This is a genomic window from Paenibacillus motobuensis, assembly GCF_039521865.1.
GTDB lineage: Bacteria > Bacillota > Bacilli > Paenibacillales > Paenibacillaceae > Fontibacillus > Fontibacillus motobuensis.
This window is the reverse complement of sequence record NZ_BAAACX010000021.1, coordinates 31,679-49,745: the sequence shown is the minus strand read 5'-3', so window position 1 is coordinate 49,745 and position 18,067 is coordinate 31,679. Positions and strand designations below refer to the sequence as shown.

Sequence of the window (18,067 nt, the reverse complement as noted above, 5' to 3'; positions counted from 1 at the left end):
CAAGCGAAAAGTTAAAGATCAGAGAGGTGAAGCATCGATGAATTTAACGGAAGCGGACGTTCAGAAAATTGTTAACAGTGTTATTACCAATATCGAGAAGAAGCTGACGGATACAGTTTCACCTGCCGCAACTCCGCAGGCCGAATCGATACAACAAGCTGAAGCTGGTACTGTCGGAGATCATGGAGTGTTCAATCAGGTTGAGGATGCTGTGAAGGCGGCATATCAAGCGCAGGCCGATTTGATGAAGAACTACAGGCTGGAAGACCGCGAAGCCATGATTGCGGCGATTCGCCAAGCGACGCTTGCGAACAAGCAAGAACTTGCGCAGATGATTGTGACCGAGACGAAGCTCGGCAAGCTGGCGCATAAGCTGGACAAGCTGGAATTGACAGCGACCAAAACTCCGGGCACCGAAGATTTGAAAACGCTAGCATTTTCCGGAGATGGCGGTCTGACAATTGTAGAGCAAGGGCCGTTCGGCGTCATAGGAGCCGTGACTCCTGTAACGAATCCCGTAGAGACGATTATTAACAACTCAATCGGGATGATTGCTTCAGGGAATGCGGTCGTCTTTAATGTTCATCCTTCCTCCAAGAAATGCAGTGCTTACGCAGTGCAAATGATCAATCAAGCGATCATTTCCGCCGGCGGTCCAGAGAACCTGGTGACGATGGTAAAAGAGCCTACGAAGGATACACTTGATCAGATCGTAGCTGCTCCGGAGACGAAATTACTGGTCGGCACCGGCGGACCAGGCCTTGTCAAAGCGCTGCTGAGCTCAGGCAAAAAAGCGATCGGCGCAGGCGCCGGAAATCCGCCGGTCGTTGTAGATGAGACGGCGGATTTGGAGCATGCAGCCAAGGAGATTATTAAAGGGGCATCGTTCGATAACAACATTCTCTGTATTGCTGAGAAGGAAGTGTTCGTCGTCGATTCCGCAGCCGACGATCTTATATATCACATGATGAACAACGGGGCATACCGCCTCGATCAACACGAGCTTGAGCAGATCATGGCCTTTGCACTAGAGGCGAACGAACAGCAGGTTGCCCGGGGCTGCTCCCTCGATACGAAGCGAGTGTACCACACAGTGAAGGACTGGATCGGCAAGGATGCGTCGACCTTCCTGGACAAGTTGGGCGTGAATCCGGGCAGAGAGGTGGAGCTGCTGATTTGTGAGGTGGATTTCGATCATCCGTTTGTCCAATTAGAGCAAATGATGCCGATTCTGCCGATCGTACGGGTGAAGAACCTGGATGAGGCGATAGACATGGCGGTTAAAGCGGAGCATGGAAACCGCCATACGGCAATGATGCATTCGCGCAATGTTGACCATTTAACGCGGTTTGCCCGTGCTATTGGGACGACGATTTTTGTGAAGAATGCATCTTCTTTGGCCGGCGTCGGCTTTGGCGGAGAGGGGCATACAACGATGACCATTGCAGGACCGACGGGCGAGGGCATAACCTCCGCGAGAACCTTCACGAGACAAAGACGCTGCGTGTTGGCTGAGGGTGCATTCCGGATCATATAATTTGCAGCTATCAAGAGGTGATGAAAGATGGATCGTTACGCGGTTGGTTTCCTAGAAGTTCAAGGCTACAGTGTAGCGCTCGCAGCGGCAGACAAGGCGTGCAAGGCTGCCAATATTACAGTTCACGGCATGGATTGCAACAACCCGCCGGATGAGAGTAATGCCGTCATCCCGGTGATGGTACAGGTGAAGTTCACCGGTCCTATCAGCGATGTGAGGATTGCGCTTGAAGTTGCGTATGAGACGGCCTGTGAGCATGTAACTCCCAATGAGGTGATGATCCGTTGCATCCCTTCAAGCTCCAGTGAATTGCATGCCTTGCTCCCGATCGGGAAGGTGAAACGCAAGTAGACAGATTGCCAGCAGGGGGGATGAATTTGAGAGAAGCCCTAGGAATGGTCGAGACGATCGGAATGACCGCTGCGATCCGTGCCGCGGATATGATGATCAAATGCGCCTACATTGAAGTGGCCGGATTTGAGAAATCAGGTGCCGGATATGTAACGGTTCTGATCAAGGGTTCCACCGCATCTGTACAGGCTGCTTTAGAGATTGGAGAGGAAGAGGCGGGCCGTACGGGGCAAATCATCGCTGTTCACGCGATCAATAACCCCTATGAAGGAATCCGTTCCTTAATCCCGGTGGACAGAATGGAGAATGAAGATGAAGAGCTATGAGGCGATTGGCGTTGTAGAAGCCCAGCATTTTGCAACTGCACTGGAACTGGTCGATGAGATGTGCAAGACGTCTCATGTTCAACTGCTCGGTGCCGAGAAGTATCTGGGGGGAAGGCTTGTCACGCTGATAGTCGGAGGCAGCATTGGCAGTGTCACGGCAGCCGTCAAAGCTGCCAGAGAAGTATGCGCCAAGAAGCCGCGTAATCCGCTCAAAATGAGCCTGGTAATTCCAAAGCCTCATGCTGAAATCATGAAGTTCATTATTCCAGCACAGCTAGAGGCGGAAGCGATGGAAGCAGCGGCAGAGATACGACAGCCAGAACAACAAGAGACGGTGGAAGAACAGGTAGAAACAAACATTAGACAGCCGAAGGCAGAGAACAGCAAACAACCGGTTCAAAAGCAGGCAGGTGCAGTCCAGAGGCAAAAGTCGCAGGGTCAAATAAAGACTTCCAGTACCAGCAAAGGGACAAAGAACAAAAAATAACGGAGCTGGATCGTAAGGCAGATAATACACAATATGACCAGGAGGAATCAATCCTATGAACGAATCTATCGCAATCATCGAGACCAGAGGTTTAACGGCAGCGATTGAAGCAGCCGACGCTATGTTGAAAGCAGCAAATGTGGAAATCGTAGGCACAGAAAAGATCGGTTCCGGATTAGTAACGGTTATTGTCCGCGGTGATGTAGGTGCCGTAAAAGCGGCGGCCGAAGTAGGCTCTGAAGCAGCGCAAAGAATCGGTGAACTGGTGGCGGTACATGTTATTCCAAGACCGCATAACGATGTGGCCAAGCTTCTTCCAATGCTGAAGTAATCGTTCCTGTGACAGGATTAAATGTATAAAAAATCGAGGAGGCATATCCCATGAACGAATCTATCGCAATTATCGAGACGAGAGGTTTAACGGCAGCGATTGAAGCAGCCGACGCTATGCTGAAGGCAGCGAATGTGGAAATCGCAGGCACAGAGAAGATCGGTTCCGGATTAGTAACGGTTATTGTCCGCGGTGATGTAGGCGCCGTGAAAGCAGCGGCAGAAGTGGGTTCTGAAGCGGCTCAGCGAGTAGGCGAATTGGTAGCGGTACATGTTATTCCAAGACCGCATAGCGATGTAGCCAAGCTGCTTCCGATGCTGAAATAGTTGCTGTGAAAGTGCTGAGCGGCACATAAAAAACATGGAATATGGAGGTTACAGCATGAACGAATCTTTAGGCGTCATTGAAACCAGAGGTTTAACGGCAGCGATTGAAGCAGCCGACGCTATGCTGAAGGCAGCGAATGTAGAGATTGTAGGGACGGAGAAGATCGGCTCCGGGTTGGTAAGTGTTATGGTTAAGGGCGAGGTTGGTGCAGTCAAGGCTGCGGTTGAAGTCGGAGCTGAAGCAGTGCAGCGAATCGGCGAGCTTATCGCTGTACACGTTATACCGAGACCGCATGGGGATGTCGTAAAGCTTCTCCCAAGCATGAACTAGTAGCGGTGATCCTATGACACAACCAATAACAGCTGAATTAGCAGAGACGATTACGAAGCTTGTGCTGGAAGAACTCAGCAAAGTCGGATTGGCTCCCTCTGGGGAGCCTCAGAAATATGTGCCGGTAGGCATATCCGCCAGGCATGTGCATGTGAACCGCGCACATCTGGATGCTTTGTTCGGGCCGGGATATGAGCTGAGCAAGTTCAAGGATATATCCCAGCCTGGCCAGTTCGCAGCGAATGAGCAAGTCACCTTGATCGGTCCGAAAGGCAAGATTGAGAAGGTCCGTATTCTAGGTCCGCTGCGCAAAGACACTCAAGCGGAAGTAGCCCCCAGCGATGCCAGAAGGCTTGGCGTTACTCCGCCGGTAAGCCAATCCGGCGTACATCGAGGAACACCTGGCATCACCCTGGTCGGCCCGAAGGGAACTGTCGTTATCGATCAAGGCTGTATCATAGCCGAGCGACATATTCATATGACGCTTGCCGATGCGGAAGCCTTCGGCGTCTGGAATGGACAGAAGGTTCAAGTGAAGATCAGCGGTCCAAGGGGCGGTTTGATGGACGAGGTCATGATTCGCGTCAGAGATGATTTTGCGCTCGATATGCATATTGATACTGACGATGGCAATGCTTTTGGGCTTAAGACGGGAGATATAGTGGAGATTATTAAATCGTAAAGTGAGGACAATGGGATGATTATTGGTAGAGTAATAGGCAATGTGGTATCTTCCCGCAAATATGACTCGCTTCAGGGCTATAAGCTGCTGCTCATCCGCCCGCAATATTCAGATAAATCCGAGGTTATTGTGGCTGCCGATGTCATGGGGGCCGGTGTAGGCCAGCAGGTTATCGTGTCATTCGGGGAGAGCAACCAACATGCGTTAACCAAAAACGCTCCCATCGATGCGCTTGTCGTAGGAATTGTCGATAACGAGCCGATCATCGACTTGTCCGAACAGCCGTAGCGAGGGAGGGAGCCTAAGTGACAGAGACGATCCGGGTGCTGGCGAGCAGCCCGAGGATATCGGCTTCGCGGCGTTAAGAACAGCCTGGAATGTAACCTGGAGCTTCGCTATCAATTCGAGATCATATAAGAAGAAAGAAGCCAATGCACTGCTTAAGTATTTGACATCACCACAGGTGGAACGAATCATCGGCCGCAGCGCAGGTTCACCGGTAAGACGTTCTACCTATAATAAGGATGCGGAACGATATGGTTGGTACTCTGCCCATCTTCATATGATAGAGAACTGTGCGCGGCCTCTGCCGATGATGGATCATGCCGGCGAGGTGCTGGGCGTGCTGTACGGTAAAATAAATAAGCAAAGCTTTTCAAGCAGAATTGACGGTTGAGGAGGCGCTTCAACAAGCGGAAGCGGAAATCCTCTCCATGCAGAAAGAGGGGAAGTCATCGTGAAGGTAGTTGTGATTGGAGGGGTTGCAGCCGGCATGTCTGCGGCTTCTAAGCTCAAACGTACCGATCAGAATACGGAAGTAGTCGTATATGAAAAAGGGAGCTTTCTGTCTTATGGAGCTTGCGGTTTGCCCTATTATGTATCCGGTGTAAATGATGATTATACGAAAATGATCGCCCGCCCGCGTGAGAAATTCGAGGAATCCGGTATTGAGACGCATCTGAGACATGAGGTACTCAAGGTCATTCCGGGCAGCAAGCAAATTATGGTCAAGGATCTGGAGCGCAACCGGGTATTCATGGAATCCTACGATAAGCTGATGATCGCTACGGGGACGAGGCCCATCGTCCCGAACCTGTTGGGCAGGGAACTGGACGGGGTTCAGGTGCTAAAGACACTGGAGGATGGCATTGCCATGCAGCAGTTCGTTGCACAGCCGGGTGTCCAGGATGTCGTTATTGTGGGGGCGGGTTATATCGGAATAGAGGTCGCAGAGGCGATGGTCGAACTAGGTAAGCGTGTGCGGGTGATCGAGCTTGGCGAACGTATTCTGAAGACTTTTGATCAAGAGATTACCGATGTGGCAACAGAGGAACTGCTTCAGCATGGTGTCCAGCTAAATCTGGGAGAGATGGTGCAGGCGATCACGGGAGACGGTAAAGTACAAGGCGTGCAGACGAATAAAGGCAGCTATCCAGCTGATCTGGTTATCCTGTCCATCGGCGTCAGGCCGAATACCGATTTCCTGCAGGGCTCAGGCGTTGCTCTGGCACGCAACGGAGCCGTGATTATTGATCGAGAGATGCGGACCAGCGTCGAGGATATCTACTCCGCAGGCGACTGCGCCGAAGTGTACAGCCGGGTGATGGAGGAGAATACATTCATTCCGCTCGGTACGACGGCCAATAAATGCGGACGGATCGCCGGCAGCAATATACTTGGCAAGCATGAGAAGTTCATCGGTACACTGGGAAGTGCAGCGATTAAAGTATTGGGACTGGAGCTTGGCCGGACGGGGATGTCGGAAGCGGATGCCAAAAGACTCGGCATCGATTATGCGACTGTATTCGTGACTTCCGGGGATCACCCGAAATATTATCCTGATCCGACGCCAATCCAGTTCAAGCTGATCTATGACAAGCGGACGCAGGTTCTGTTGGGAGCCCAGGGCATCGGCCAGAAAGGAGTCGTCCTGCGGATCGATATTTTTGCCGTCGCGATCCATGCCGGAATGACGTCCCGTGAGCTTGGCATGGTTGATCTATGCTATGCGCCGCCTTTTGCCGGAGTATGGGATGCCGTTCATATTGCTTGTAATGCAGCGAAGTAGCCAGGGAGGGAGAAACCGATGAGTTCTAAAATAATGAGTTTGGAAGAAGCGGCAGGGCTAGTCCGCGATGGCGACCGAATTTCCTTCGGGGGGAATGTCCTCCATCGTGCCCCAATGGCGATGGTACGGGAAATAGCCCGCCAGCGACGAAGGAATCTTCGCATTATCAAGACTGCGGGCGCCCATGATATCGACCTGCTGTGCGCCGCCGGCAGCGTTGCATCCGTCGATGCGGGCTTTGTCAGCTATGAGACGGAGTTCGGCCTGGCGATGCATTACCGCAAAGCGGTGGAAGGCGGTCAAGTGATCGGCAATGAGCATGCCTGTTACACCGTCATTTGCTCCTTAAGAGCAGCGGCGTCGGGCGCGCCGTTTATGCCTGTCGCCGGTCTTAAAGCGGGCGATCTTCTTCAGGTGGCCGATTATTTCCGCGTGATTCAGGATCCATTCGGCGGCGAGCCTGTAACGGTCGTTAAGGCAATCATCCCGGATATTGCCGTTGTTCATGTCCAAGAGGCGGATGATCTAGGCAATGCTGTCATCCATGGGCCGAAATTCGAGGATGCGCTAATCAGCCGTGCGGCAAGCAAAGTGATCGTAACAGCGGAGAAGATTGTGCCCCGCAGCAAAATTCGCATGCGTCCCGACCAGGTTGATATTCCCGGGTTTCTGGTCAACGCGGTCGTACATGCCCCGAGAGGCGCGGCGCCATGCTCGGTAGAGAAGGCTTATGATGCCGATACCAAGGCTATCGAGCGTTTCAAGAAGCTCAAGGCCGAAGAAATAGGTATCTATTTGAACGAATACGAGATGAAGGATAGAGGTTTTAAGGCAGGTGGATTGAGATGAATATAAACCTAATGAATAAAAGCACCGAGCCAAGAGTGTGCGATATTATGGTCTGCGCCATGGCAAGATTGCTGCAGGACGAGGACCGTGTATTTCACGGGGTATCCTCGCAAATGCCGATGGTAGCAATGGCGCTGGCAAAACATATGCATGCGCCTAATCTTGTTCATCTAAACATTCCCGGCGGGGTTAATCCCGCTTCAATCAAGAAGCCGTCCTATTCTTCAGCTGGTTCTGAGCTGCTGGCGACCGGAGAAGCTTATTTTCCGCTAGAATATGTATTTGATCTGTCCATGCGCGGCGGGCTTGATGTGGCTTTCCTCGGCGGTGTCCAGTTCGATGTTGCGGGCAATGTCAATGCCTCGGTGATCGGCGATTATCATAAGCCGAAGGTTCGTCTGCCAGGCGGTGCAGGCAGCGCGGTGCTGATTCCGACGGCGAAGCGGGCCATTATCTGGCGTACGAAGCATGACAAGCGTACCTTTGTGGAGAAGGTTGATTTTGTGACGACCCGGGGCAATCTATGGAAGATCGTTACGAATCTATGCGTCTTCGAATTCAAGAATGGCAGCCTGTACCTCGATTCCATCCATCCAACCTCCTCGCTTGAAGAGGTTGCCGCGAACACGGGCTTCCAGCTGCAATACGATGAGATCCGTTATACCCCCTTGCCTACGGAGCGCGAGATAGGTATGTTAAGGCAAATCGATCCTTTCGACTACCGTGCCAAGGAGATGTAAAATTCAAGCCTTTCGATGTGGTTATGCGCCATATTGGGAGGCTTTTTTAGTGGTTTGAGACTTCAACCCAAGCCAAATCGTATGTGCTACCCTGCAAAAGCTACTGGTTTGATTTATACTTCTGGTTTCTAGCAGATTTTTTATTTCTTTAAAGGCTCATGTTTCTCGTTTTTTCTCGTGATTTCCGACTCTTCCAGCCTTTTTCTCATTTATAGAGTTCGAGAAACATCGCCATCTCCGAATCCAATCGCTTATTTTTCAGGTATGTGCAGCCTACTTTTTGCATAAAAAGTAGTAGAGAGGGTTGCCATAAGGATAATGCTCGCGCGGAACATATGGGAACTCTCCATATGTAATAGAGGATTTAGAGGCAGATAAGCATTTGGATGGAGGTTATAGACTCGATGAATGAAGGACGGAGCACCTTAAGAATAAGAACATCCGATAGAGGGGGGCAGAGCATTAATAGAGAAAGCGAAGGCAGCGGTCAGCAAGGATGGCCAGTAACTAAAGCATCTGACCGAAGGATCAATGGAGCCAATGCTCATAGTAAAGCGGTGTCCGTTCAAACCAATCGGACTTGCCGGAACCGGGAGCCGGAGATTCAGACTCCGGCAAATGATATAGAAGAAGGCGCGGTAATAGACAGGCCGGCTCATAGAGGCCTGGCGGCACAGAAGCCGCCATCTGCGGGCCGAACCTTCTTCCGCCTTGGCAGCGGGGGAAGAAGGTTCGGTGGGCTGGCTGCGCTTGCGGCCGTAGGCGCGCTGGCCGTGCTGCTCCCGGCGCTGCTCGTACAGCGCGGGGCGCCGCAGGCGCAGGACGCTGCCGGCATCGCGGCGGCGGTGCATTCGCCGGCCGAAGGCCAGGCCGGAGGAGAGATAGCGGGATCGGGCCGTGAGGCGGCCGATCCCGATCAGACGCCCGTGCGCGTATATCTGACACGCACGGGCCAGGTGGAGACGCTGCCGCTCGAGGAGTACGTCACCGGCGTGCTGGCCGCCGAAATGCCGACGGACTTTGAGCTCGCGGCCCTGAAGGCGCAGGCGATTGCCGCCCGCACCTTCATTGTTCGCCGGCTTGCCGCCGGCGATACGAGCGGCGTGCCTGGCGGCAGCGCCGATGTAAAAGACACGGTGGAACATCAAGCCTATGTATCCAGTGACTCGCTGCAAGCATGGAAGAGAGAGGGGCGCGGCAAGGATTTGCAGAAGCTGCAGCAGGCTGTTGAACTGACGCGTGGCATTATTATGACCTACCAAGGTCGCCCTATTACGGCCTCCTTCTTCTCCTCCAGCGGTGGGCATACTGAGAATTCGGAGGATTACTGGTCCGAGCCAGTGCCCTATCTTCGCAGTGTCTCCAGTCCGTGGGAGCTTCAGCTTAATCCGCAGAATGAAGTCACCGTGGAACAGAGCGTTTATGAGGTATTCGCAAAGCTGGGGCAGCAGGCTCCAGCCATATCAGCGCTTGGAAGCAGCGGTTCGAAGGGTATCTCTAACCTGTTCAAAGTATTGTCCGTAACGGCCGGGGGTCGGGTGAAGAACATTCAGATCGGTGACAAGACTTATAGCGGGCGGGAAGTCCGTGAGAAGCTTGAGCTTCGCTCTAGTCAGTTCACCATGGAACTGGATGGCTCCCAGGTGAAGATCACAACCTATGGTTCCGGTCATGGTGTAGGCATGAGCCAGTGGGGAGCGAACGGGATGGCCAAGCAGGGCTATACGACCACGCAGATTCTCAAACACTACTATACCGGGGTTTCCTTCAACCAAGTATCCGATGTTTTAGGTCATAGATCGATTACTAGAAGCTAGTGAAAATGAGTGTATAACATACAACTAGTTTTGCCTTTGTTCTCAAGATAGCTATGTTCAATAGAGTGTAATCTTTGGCCTCTTCCAATTTTCAAAAAAAATTAGTATAGACAAGTATAAAAGCAATAGCCTCGGTAACAATGGTTATTGAGGTGATGAGGCAATGAATGAACAAAATAGTAAAAAGAAGAACCATGAGGAATCTCCTAAAATTACAATGGGAGAACCGGTAGCACCGGTGTCCGCGTGGAAGAGAGTATTCGCGAAAAGATGGGTATTCCCGGCGATTTACGTGGCGGCAGTGGCAATTATACTAACGTTAGTGTGGGTCTATCAGGATGCCAGCCAAAAGCCAAAAGACGCCCCTGCCAGTGTCTCGCAATCTATTGAAGACAGTCAGGGGACAACAGGGAAAGTGGACGGGAAGCAAGGAGAAGAAGCTGCTGAGACGATCGCTTCCGCTGAGGATCTGGCATGGCCTGTTGCTAACGTAGCCGACGTTACCGTTGTCAAACCGTTCTATGATAAGGACGGAAGTGCTGAGGACCATCAAGCGGCGCTCGTTCAATACAATGATACGTTCAGGGCGAACACAGGTATTGATCTGGCCCGCAAGGATGATCAGCCGTTTGAAGTGAAAGCGGCGATGAGCGGCAAGGTTACCCGGGCAGAGGAAGTTCCGCTGATCGGGTATGTTGTAGAGATTACTCATGCGAACAACTTGAAGACTGTGTATGAGAGCTTGTCCGATGTCAAGGTAGAGATGAACGCTGAAGTGAAGCAAGGCGACGTAATCGCCAGCTCTGGACGCAATGAGCTTGAGAAAGATCTTGGCAACCACGTTCATTTCGCAGTGTATGAGAATGACGAGTTGGTGAACCCGGCCAATGTATTGCCTAAGAATGAGAAATAAATAATAATTACGGCTTGCGGCGTACAAATTATAATCGCGAATAGCGTGGAATGTACGTCTCGTCAGGCAATGACAGGAAGCAAGGAGCAGGGCTCTTTGCTTCTTTTGTTGTTATTTTTTATGGTTTATTTAAAATATTTGGCCTCGCTTAGGCTTGTCAGGCTTGGAAACAAAGAATATATGGGCACGCCCCTCATATAATGTACCAAACTATCTCGAGTAGGGAGGCGGGAGCGTGCACGATTACATCAAAGAACGGACGATTAAAATTGGTCGCTGCATCGTGGAGACTCGGCACACGGTACGGACCATAGCTAAGGAATTCGGCGTATCGAAAAGCACGGTGCACAAGGATTTAACCGAGCGTCTGCCGGAGATCAATCCGGATCTAGCTGATCAGGTGAAGCACATTCTCGAATACCATAAGTCGATCAGACATCTTCGCGGAGGAGAAGCAACTAAGATCAAGTATAAGAAGAAGGGACAGAACAAACGGGAGGTAATTAGCTCAGCACGTTAAATTTCAGACATTCATCATGATTTACGAGTGGGACTTTAGGATTATCATTGAACACATCCCCCAAAGTATGGTATTTTTAAATATGGTATAACAAAGTGGATTTTTATCCATTGGACCCGAATTTTCACGGATTTAGGCACCGTTCTGTCGATTGACTGCACCAGGAAATTGGGACGCATTTACCATGTTTAGTATCTTGGATTGCCTTACGCATCGGCTTGAAGAAGATGATCTTAATTGCCGGCTGGGGCAGTCTATATTGAACTAATAGTTCGCCGACATTAGAGAACGGTGTCACGTTACATATAGACCGTCCCTTTAAATGTCAACAAAAAACCTTTGGGGGAGCATCGTAATGATGAGCAAGGATATTGGTATTGATTTGGGTACAGCGAATGTACTGATTCATGTCAAAGGAAAAGGGGTGGTTCTTGACGAACCGTCTGTAGTCGCCATTGATAATGACGCCAAGCGTGTGCTCGCCGTAGGTGAGGATGCAAGGCGAATGGTTGGACGTACGCCAGGAAATATCGTTGCGATCAGACCTTTGCGTGACGGCGTAATTGCTGATTTTGATGTTACTGAGACGATGATGAAGTATTTCATCGATCGCGTGGGAGGCAAGAGTTGGTACAGCCATCCCCGGATTTTGATCTGCGCTCCTACGAATATTACGTCGGTGGAGCAGAAGTCGATTCGAGAAGCCGCCGAGCGAAGCGGCGCCAAGGAAGTCTTCATGGAAGAAGAACCGAAGGCTGCGGCAATCGGGGCGGGTATGGATATTTTTGAACCGAGCGGCAATATGGTTGTCGATATCGGCGGTGGGACGACGGATGTAGCGGTACTCTCGATGGGGGACATCGTTACTTCCTCGTCTATCAAGATCGCCGGCGACAAGTTTGATTCCGCCATTATTAAATATATTAAAGGAAAGTACAAGCTCTTGATCGGTGAACGTACGGCAGAGGATATCAAGATTGGCGTAGGTACGGTACATCCTTCTGGCCGTGTCGCAGATATGGACATTCGCGGCAGAGACATGGTGTCAGGACTTCCACTAACAGTGACAGTTACATCGAAGGAGATTCAGGAAGCTCTATTCGACTCGGTTGCCACGATTGTGGCCGGGGCCAAGTCGGTGCTTGAGCGGACTCCACCGGAGCTGTCAGCAGACATCATCGATCGTGGCGTTATTCTGACGGGTGGCGGCGCGCTGCTGCATGGGTTGGACGAGCTATTGGCTGAGGAGCTGCATGTTCCGGTGTTGATTGCCGAGGATCCGATGCATTGCGTTGTGAAAGGAACGGGCATTATGCTCGACAATTTGGACAAGGCCATTAAGAAAAGATTCTAATCGACCGATATATTCTGTATATCAAATGAAATCATCGGTGCTGCATCGGCGTAAGACGGGGGAACCGCGGTCGAGGCAGCAAGTTTGAATTTGGAGGCATGTCCATGATCAGGGGACTTTATACTGCTGCATCAGGAATGATAACCGAACAACGGCGTCATGATACGATTACACAAAATATTGCGAACATCAATACTCCAGGGTATAAGCAGGTGAGCTCAGTTGCGCATTCTTTCCCGGAGACGCTAATCTCGATTATTGGAGACAAGCAGTCTGGTAATAATCGCAGAATCGGCAAGCTGGCCACGGGGGTCTTTGCGGAAGAGAGCTTGGCATCTTACGCCCAAGGAGATCTGAAGGAGACGGGCAAGAGGTCGGACTTCGCGCTACTCTCGAGTATCGGTATGAATCATCCTGCAACCGGGGAATTGATTCCTTTCGATGCCTCGGGCAAATATGTGGATGATAACGGAGAAGTATTTTATCGTCCGGAAGCTTTCTTTACTGTGATGGATAAGGACAACCAATTGCGATATACGAGAGATGGGAACTTCACAGTAGCTCCTGATGGAGCTCTGTTGACATCGCAAGGGTATCGGGTGCTTGATATGGACCACAATCCTGTCGTGCTGCCTGCTGGCGTATCGATCGATTCCTTGCAGAGTGATAGTGTCGGAAGGCTCTTCTATTATAATGATGCGGGAATTCGTGAGGATGTAGGTAATCTGGGCATCTCGGTTGCTGACCGTCCGCAGGAATTGGTTCGTGATGGCAACGGAGTATATCGTGAAGTAGCCGGATTAGGTCCTAATGTCAGACCATTGACGAATCGGGAAGGGGCAGAAGTCCGCCAGGGCTATCTTGAAGTATCCAATGTCGACCCTGCTCAATCCATGGTTGACTTAATGGCTGCTCAGCGCGCCTATGAGTCCAACCAGAAGATCGTTCAGTACTATGACAAGAGCTTGGACAAAGCGGTTAATGAGGTTGGCAAGGTATAGCATTGTATAAGTAATATAGGAGGTGCTACATGAATAACTCCATGATCAGTGCCATGGTATCCATGAGCGGTATCCAGCAGCGTCTGGATTTGCTTGCCGACAATATGGCCAATCTAAATACAGTTGGATTCAAGCGCAAGGAAGCAACTTTTGAAGATACGCTGACTCGTGTCCAACAGCAAGCCAAAGGGATGGAACTGCCTGGCCGGGTCTCCCCGCGTGGATTCAATCTGGGATTTGGCTCTATGATGGCTGGAGCGGAGGTTAACTTTGAACAAGGCTCTATCAAGCAGACGGATATTCCGACAGATCTGGCGATTGAAGGAAATGCCTTGTTTTCAGTGATGACAGCTGGTAATATTAAGGCCTATACAAGGGCGGGCAACTTCATGATTCAACCGGATCCGAATGATGCGGAATCTGCTTGGCTCGTTACTAATGATGGTCACTACTTGTTAAATACGGATGGGGAACGGATCGTTGTTCCTGCTAATTCCAAGCTGCAGATTGACGAGCATGGCTGGATTACAGCGGTTGCTGGGTCTGGAGCTGCCGAACAGATTGGGCAGATTCAGTTGTATACGCCGATTCGTACAGATGCGCTGCAGAAGAGAGATGGCAACTTATTCGTCATAGCTCCGGGCGCGCAGGAAGCGGATGTACTGGTAGATACCTTTGCTCTTCCTCAGGATCAGCAAGCTCGCCTCCGTCAGGGAGCGCTGGAGTCCTCCAACGTGAATCTAACCGATGAGATGGCAGAATTAATGCAGGTTCAAAGAGCTTACCAGCTCTCGGCCCGTGCCTTGACTTCTAGTGATACAATGATGAATTTGGCTAATAACTTACGCGGGTAGGTGGAGCGCTTCATGACAGAGAAGAATAACCCGGAAGTTAAGCACCGTGCATGGTGGGTTGTCCCGCTGCGGATCGTGCTTATACTGCTCTTCTTCGCAGCCGCTTTGATCGGTGGGGCGATTGCCGGGTACGTTGTACTTGGCAAGCAGGATATTCACGATGTATTAGACTGGAGCACCTGGCGTCATGTCTTTGATCTGGTCTTTGCTCCTTAGCGGGAACAAAGTGATAGGTGCATCTAGATGTTAGATTAATTGTTGGAGAACTCCCGAATACGGGAGTTTTCTTTTTACGTGGGGAGAATGTATAATGATGGGGGACTCAAGCGCTTGACTTTTCATCCGAAAATGAAAGGGCTAAATCCTATACAGCGGTGGCTGCACGGGATTAGCCCCTTATCTTAACCCTCGCTTCTGCAGCTGCGAAGGATAATTAAAGTGTGACCGACTTTAGCTTTTTTTATACTAAGAGAGGTAGTTCAAAAAGTCCACTTTTGATAAGAAAACCGGATCGAGGCCAATTCAAGATTGAGCGACCGCGATTCAAAGGTAGGTTTTCTTGTCGGAAGCATAAGCCTCGGTGCTGAAAACCGAACTTTTTCAACTCACACAGAGTAAGAATAATTTAATTTAAGAAAGGGGATATACATATGCTGGATGTTAAGCAGATTCAAGAGATTATACCGCATCGCCCGCCGTTCCTGCTGGTGGATCGTATTATAGAACTGGAGGAAGGCAAACGGGCCGTCGGCATCAAGAATGTTACTGTGAATGAACCGTTCTTTACGGGTCACTTTCCGGAGTATCCGGTCATGCCGGGTGTGTTAATTACTGAAGCATTGGCTCAGGTGGGTGCTGTAGCTATCTTGAACTTAGAGAGTAATCGAGGCAAAATTGGCTTTCTGGCTGGACTCGATGAATTCCGCTTCCGTGGTCAAGTTGTGCCTGGCGATACGCTGCGTCTCGAAGTAGAGATTATCCGCTTGAAGGGCTCCATCGGTAAAGGCAAAGCCGTTGCCAAGGTGGACGACAAGGTCGTCGCCGAAGGCGTAATTATGTTTGCCTTGTCATAAATATGGTTTTAGGATGCCGACGCATGGCTTCCTCTCACAGCTCATAGATTGGTTAGTAGTTGGAGACCTGTCTATCCATTAAATTTGGGGGATGGACGTAGAAATAGTTAGGAGGAGTTTGTAATCATGGCTGAACTTAGCACGAATGTAAGAGAAAGACTGGACAGTTGGCTCCAGGACCCTGCCATCGATGAAGCAACGAAGCAGGAGCTGAAGCAGCTTGAGAATCATCCGGTGGAGCTGGAAGACCGCTTCTATCGTGATCTTGAATTTGGTACAGGTGGATTGCGCGGTGTTATCGGTGCAGGCAGCAACCGGATGAATCGTTATACGGTGGCTCGGGCGACACAAGGCTTTGCTGAGTATATTTTGCAAGCCCATGGCGGACAGGAAGGGAAGCCTTCTGTCGTCATCGCCCATGATTGCCGTCATTTCTCGCCGGAGTTCGCTCTGGAGGCTGCGCTGGTACTCGCTGGCAATGGAATTGTAACCAAGCTGTTCCCGTCGCTGCGTCCAACGCCGCAGCTATCTTACACCGTGCGTGAATTAGGGGCAACCGGTGGGATTGTCGTAACAGCGAGCCATAATCCACCTGAATATAATGGATATAAAGTTTATAACGCTTTTGGAGGGCAATTGGTACCGCATGAAGCGGAGCAGGTTATCGCCAATATTCGTGAGGTTACTTCATTCGGCGGGATCAAGCGCCTGAGCCGTGAAGAGGCTGAGCAGCAAGGGATGCTCGTCTGGCTCGGTGAGGCGGAAGACGAAGCTTTCGCCGAGACAGTGGCGGCAACCAGTGTGAATCGCGAGCTGATGGCTGCAGGTGCAGCCAAGGATCTGGTCGTCGTATTCACTCCTCTTCATGGTACAGGGAATCTTCCAGTGCGCCGTGTGTTGGATAAGATCGGCTTCACCCAGGTTCATATCGTGAAGGAGCAAGAGTTGCCGGATGGCAATTTCAGCACAGTTAAATCTCCAAACCCAGAGGAGCGCGAAGCGTTCACTATGGCGATTGAGCTTGGCAAGCAGGTCGGAGCAGACATTCTGATCGGAACGGACCCGGATGCTGACCGTATGGGAGCGGTCGTTAGAGCCGCGAATGGGGAATATGAGATTTTGACCGGGAATCAATCGGGTGCGATCCTGGTTCACTACGTGCTGGGTCAATTGAAGGAAGCAGGCAAGTTCCCTGAGAATGGCGCAGTGGTGAAGACGATCGTAACGAGTGAGATGGGTGCGACCATTGCTCTTCACTACGGTGCTACGGTATTTAATACCCTGACCGGGTTCAAATATATCGGCGAGAAAATGAACCAGTTCGATGAGACTGGTGAGCATACTTATCTATTCGGATATGAAGAGAGCTACGGTTATTTGGCCGGCAACTATGCCCGCGATAAGGATGCTATCGTGGCCGCATCTCTGATCTGTGAAGCGGCTGCTTATTATAAGCGTCAAGGCAAGACACTGATCGATGTGCTGGAGGAGCTCTATGCGAAGTATGGATACTATCGCGAGTCGCTCGCTTCTCGTACATTGAAGGGCAAAGACGGCGTGGCCAAGATTGGCGCACTGATGGAAGACTTCCGTAGCAACCCGCCGCAGCAAATCGCTGGCTCTGAGGTGAAGGAAGTACTTGACTACTCGCTTGGATTGGAAGGCCTTCCGAAGGAAAATGTATTGAAATTTATGCTTGCGGATGGTTCCTGGTTCTGCCTGCGTCCATCTGGAACGGAACCGAAAATTAAATGCTATTTCGCCGTTTGCGGCGAGTCCAACGAGGATGCTAAGGCTAGATTGAAACGGCTGGAAGAGGAAGTATTAGCGCGTATAGACGCTTAAGGCATAAGCTTCTGTTTCGCAATACTGCTGAAAGCTGCATTGGCCTGTTTGAAGTGAATAGCCGTACATTTAAGTCGACTTGATCAAGTCGACTTAAATGCTGTGTATAAGGCAAAACGGACGTAGTAGCTCGGAAATCCGAATGGCAAGGAGTCCTTAAAATAGCTTATCCCTGTAATTTCACGGGAAATTTACATTCTAAGTATACTTTCTGCAATTCAATTACGTTAGAATGGATGAGTCGCGTTTTTTGTTGTACTTACTTGCAGTTAAGGAAGCAATTACGGGAACGCTTGTGTCGACTACTGCTCAAAAAGTGACAATTTGATAAGATTTAGCAATAAAATTGAAGTATTATTGGATTGTGCTTGCTGGAGTATCCTACATTTTCCTTTATGATTGGACGGACCATTGAAGAATTTTGACTCAGAAGCAAGAACTTAGTAGTCTTGATGTTAGAGATGAAAGTTGTTATCGTCTGTGTCTGAAGAGGTAACAAGAGGTAACAATTCTGGACAGGCCTGATGAGTCCCTTATAAGATCGGGAATTCCTGCAGTAGATTATACCTTAGAAGCAGGAGATTCCTGTAAAAGTATAGTTTTTTCTCAGGTAGTGGCCTGATAGAAAACTGCACTTTTACAGCTATGCGTTCTTTTACCGA

22 protein-coding genes are annotated in these 18,067 nt (G+C 50.4%); all 22 read left to right on the top strand.

What is annotated here, in order from left to right; all coding sequences use genetic code 11:
- Positions 1 to 37: 37 nt before the first annotated feature.
- The 22 genes from ABD014_RS21530 (at position 38) to ABD014_RS21425 (ending at position 17,405) form a co-directional block, all read left to right on the top strand.
- Complete coding sequence (locus ABD014_RS21530; RefSeq protein ID WP_343864746.1) at positions 38 to 1,537, top strand: aldehyde dehydrogenase family protein; 1,500 nt, start codon at positions 38 to 40, stop codon at positions 1,535 to 1,537.
- A gap of 27 nt (positions 1,538 to 1,564) precedes the next feature.
- A complete protein-coding gene (locus ABD014_RS21525; RefSeq protein ID WP_343864744.1) occupies positions 1,565 to 1,888 on the top strand; it encodes a BMC domain-containing protein in 324 nt (107 codons plus the stop codon).
- 26 nt (positions 1,889 to 1,914) lie between these two features.
- Positions 1,915 to 2,214, top strand: coding sequence for a BMC domain-containing protein (locus ABD014_RS21520; protein ID WP_127003355.1), 300 nt, complete (start codon positions 1,915 to 1,917; stop codon positions 2,212 to 2,214).
- On the top strand, positions 2,201 to 2,701 hold the full coding sequence (locus tag ABD014_RS21515) for a BMC domain-containing protein (RefSeq protein ID WP_343864741.1): 501 nt from the start codon (positions 2,201 to 2,203) through the stop codon (positions 2,699 to 2,701). The genes ABD014_RS21520 and ABD014_RS21515 overlap by 14 nt, the downstream gene beginning before the upstream one ends.
- 55 nt (positions 2,702 to 2,756) lie before the next feature.
- Positions 2,757 to 3,032: a BMC domain-containing protein gene (locus tag ABD014_RS21510; RefSeq protein ID WP_127003351.1), complete on the top strand. Its 276-nt coding sequence runs from the start codon at positions 2,757 to 2,759 to the stop codon at positions 3,030 to 3,032.
- 50 nt (positions 3,033 to 3,082) lie between these two features.
- Positions 3,083 to 3,358, top strand: a complete 276-nt coding sequence (locus ABD014_RS21505; RefSeq protein WP_343864738.1) for a BMC domain-containing protein — start codon at positions 3,083 to 3,085, stop codon at positions 3,356 to 3,358.
- Positions 3,359 to 3,413: 55 nt separating this feature from the next.
- Positions 3,414 to 3,689 carry a BMC domain-containing protein gene (locus ABD014_RS21500; protein ID WP_127003347.1) on the top strand — a complete coding sequence of 92 codons (276 nt, stop codon included), beginning with the start codon at positions 3,414 to 3,416 and terminating at the stop codon, positions 3,687 to 3,689.
- Between the two features lie 13 nt (positions 3,690 to 3,702).
- The gene (pduL, locus tag ABD014_RS21495) at positions 3,703 to 4,371 is read left to right on the top strand and encodes a phosphate propanoyltransferase (RefSeq protein WP_343864735.1); all 669 of its coding nucleotides are present in this window, start codon (positions 3,703 to 3,705) and stop codon (positions 4,369 to 4,371) included.
- A gap of 15 nt (positions 4,372 to 4,386) precedes the next feature.
- Positions 4,387 to 4,659 (top strand): EutN/CcmL family microcompartment protein, encoded by a 273-nt coding sequence (locus tag ABD014_RS21490; protein ID WP_343864733.1) that lies wholly within the window; start codon positions 4,387 to 4,389, stop codon positions 4,657 to 4,659.
- Positions 4,616 to 5,047: a hypothetical protein gene (locus tag ABD014_RS21485; RefSeq protein ID WP_343864731.1), complete on the top strand. Its 432-nt coding sequence runs from the start codon at positions 4,616 to 4,618 to the stop codon at positions 5,045 to 5,047. Before ABD014_RS21490 ends, ABD014_RS21485 begins: the two co-directional genes overlap by 44 nt.
- A 60-nt stretch (positions 5,048 to 5,107) precedes the next feature.
- Complete coding sequence (locus ABD014_RS21480; RefSeq protein ID WP_343864729.1) at positions 5,108 to 6,439, top strand: CoA-disulfide reductase; 1,332 nt, start codon at positions 5,108 to 5,110, stop codon at positions 6,437 to 6,439.
- A gap of 18 nt (positions 6,440 to 6,457) precedes the next feature.
- Positions 6,458 to 7,288: a CoA transferase subunit A gene (locus ABD014_RS21475; RefSeq protein ID WP_343864727.1), complete on the top strand. Its 831-nt coding sequence runs from the start codon at positions 6,458 to 6,460 to the stop codon at positions 7,286 to 7,288.
- The gene (locus ABD014_RS21470; protein WP_343864725.1) at positions 7,285 to 8,028 is read left to right on the top strand and encodes a CoA-transferase subunit beta; all 744 of its coding nucleotides are present in this window, start codon (positions 7,285 to 7,287) and stop codon (positions 8,026 to 8,028) included. The genes ABD014_RS21475 and ABD014_RS21470 overlap by 4 nt, the downstream gene beginning before the upstream one ends.
- Positions 8,029 to 8,432: 404 nt before the next feature.
- Positions 8,433 to 9,845 carry a stage II sporulation protein D gene (gene spoIID / locus ABD014_RS21465; protein WP_343864723.1) on the top strand — a complete coding sequence of 471 codons (1,413 nt, stop codon included), beginning with the start codon at positions 8,433 to 8,435 and terminating at the stop codon, positions 9,843 to 9,845.
- Between the two features lie 163 nt (positions 9,846 to 10,008).
- On the top strand, positions 10,009 to 10,758 hold the full coding sequence (locus tag ABD014_RS21460; RefSeq protein WP_343864721.1) for a peptidoglycan DD-metalloendopeptidase family protein: 750 nt from the start codon (positions 10,009 to 10,011) through the stop codon (positions 10,756 to 10,758).
- Positions 10,759 to 10,993: 235 nt separating this feature from the next.
- A complete protein-coding gene (spoIIID, locus tag ABD014_RS21455; RefSeq protein ID WP_068778933.1) occupies positions 10,994 to 11,278 on the top strand; it encodes a sporulation transcriptional regulator SpoIIID in 285 nt (94 codons plus the stop codon).
- A 355-nt stretch (positions 11,279 to 11,633) separates the two neighbouring features.
- Positions 11,634 to 12,632 carry a rod shape-determining protein gene (gene mreB / locus ABD014_RS21450; RefSeq protein WP_343864718.1) on the top strand — a complete coding sequence of 333 codons (999 nt, stop codon included), beginning with the start codon at positions 11,634 to 11,636 and terminating at the stop codon, positions 12,630 to 12,632.
- 104 nt (positions 12,633 to 12,736) lie between these two features.
- A complete protein-coding gene (locus ABD014_RS21445) occupies positions 12,737 to 13,633 on the top strand; it encodes a flagellar hook-basal body protein (RefSeq protein ID WP_343864716.1) in 897 nt (298 codons plus the stop codon).
- A gap of 29 nt (positions 13,634 to 13,662) precedes the next feature.
- On the top strand, positions 13,663 to 14,487 hold the full coding sequence (locus tag ABD014_RS21440) for a flagellar hook-basal body protein (RefSeq protein WP_343864714.1): 825 nt from the start codon (positions 13,663 to 13,665) through the stop codon (positions 14,485 to 14,487).
- Positions 14,488 to 14,499: 12 nt separating this feature from the next.
- Complete coding sequence (locus ABD014_RS21435) at positions 14,500 to 14,703, top strand: DNA-directed RNA polymerase subunit beta (RefSeq protein ID WP_343864712.1); 204 nt, start codon at positions 14,500 to 14,502, stop codon at positions 14,701 to 14,703.
- Positions 14,704 to 15,137: 434 nt separating this feature from the next.
- Positions 15,138 to 15,560: a 3-hydroxyacyl-ACP dehydratase FabZ gene (fabZ, locus tag ABD014_RS21430; RefSeq protein ID WP_343864710.1), complete on the top strand. Its 423-nt coding sequence runs from the start codon at positions 15,138 to 15,140 to the stop codon at positions 15,558 to 15,560.
- A gap of 126 nt (positions 15,561 to 15,686) precedes the next feature.
- Positions 15,687 to 17,405, top strand: a complete 1,719-nt coding sequence (locus tag ABD014_RS21425) for a phospho-sugar mutase (RefSeq protein WP_343864708.1) — start codon at positions 15,687 to 15,689, stop codon at positions 17,403 to 17,405.
- The last annotated feature ends 662 nt before the right edge of the window (positions 17,406 to 18,067 follow it).

Coding starts and splice junctions, on each gene's coding strand:
- ABD014_RS21510 (WP_127003351.1), top strand. CDS start 2,757: ATGAACGAATCTATCGCAATCATCGAGACCAGAGGTTTAACGGCAGCG.
- ABD014_RS21490 (WP_343864733.1), top strand. CDS start 4,387: ATGATTATTGGTAGAGTAATAGGCAATGTGGTATCTTCCCGCAAATAT.
- ABD014_RS21505 (WP_343864738.1), top strand. CDS start 3,083: ATGAACGAATCTATCGCAATTATCGAGACGAGAGGTTTAACGGCAGCG.
- ABD014_RS21435 (WP_343864712.1), top strand. CDS start 14,500: ATGACAGAGAAGAATAACCCGGAAGTTAAGCACCGTGCATGGTGGGTT.
- ABD014_RS21425 (WP_343864708.1), top strand. CDS start 15,687: ATGGCTGAACTTAGCACGAATGTAAGAGAAAGACTGGACAGTTGGCTC.
- ABD014_RS21440 (WP_343864714.1), top strand. CDS start 13,663: ATGAATAACTCCATGATCAGTGCCATGGTATCCATGAGCGGTATCCAG.
- ABD014_RS21525 (WP_343864744.1), top strand. CDS start 1,565: ATGGATCGTTACGCGGTTGGTTTCCTAGAAGTTCAAGGCTACAGTGTA.
- pduL (WP_343864735.1), top strand. CDS start 3,703: ATGACACAACCAATAACAGCTGAATTAGCAGAGACGATTACGAAGCTT.
- ABD014_RS21470 (WP_343864725.1), top strand. CDS start 7,285: ATGAATATAAACCTAATGAATAAAAGCACCGAGCCAAGAGTGTGCGAT.
- ABD014_RS21500 (WP_127003347.1), top strand. CDS start 3,414: ATGAACGAATCTTTAGGCGTCATTGAAACCAGAGGTTTAACGGCAGCG.
- ABD014_RS21475 (WP_343864727.1), top strand. CDS start 6,458: ATGAGTTCTAAAATAATGAGTTTGGAAGAAGCGGCAGGGCTAGTCCGC.
- fabZ (WP_343864710.1), top strand. CDS start 15,138: ATGCTGGATGTTAAGCAGATTCAAGAGATTATACCGCATCGCCCGCCG.
- spoIID (WP_343864723.1), top strand. CDS start 8,433: ATGAATGAAGGACGGAGCACCTTAAGAATAAGAACATCCGATAGAGGG.
- ABD014_RS21515 (WP_343864741.1), top strand. CDS start 2,201: ATGAAGAGCTATGAGGCGATTGGCGTTGTAGAAGCCCAGCATTTTGCA.
- ABD014_RS21530 (WP_343864746.1), top strand. CDS start 38: ATGAATTTAACGGAAGCGGACGTTCAGAAAATTGTTAACAGTGTTATT.
- ABD014_RS21460 (WP_343864721.1), top strand. CDS start 10,009: ATGAATGAACAAAATAGTAAAAAGAAGAACCATGAGGAATCTCCTAAA.
- ABD014_RS21445 (WP_343864716.1), top strand. CDS start 12,737: ATGATCAGGGGACTTTATACTGCTGCATCAGGAATGATAACCGAACAA.
- mreB (WP_343864718.1), top strand. CDS start 11,634: ATGATGAGCAAGGATATTGGTATTGATTTGGGTACAGCGAATGTACTG.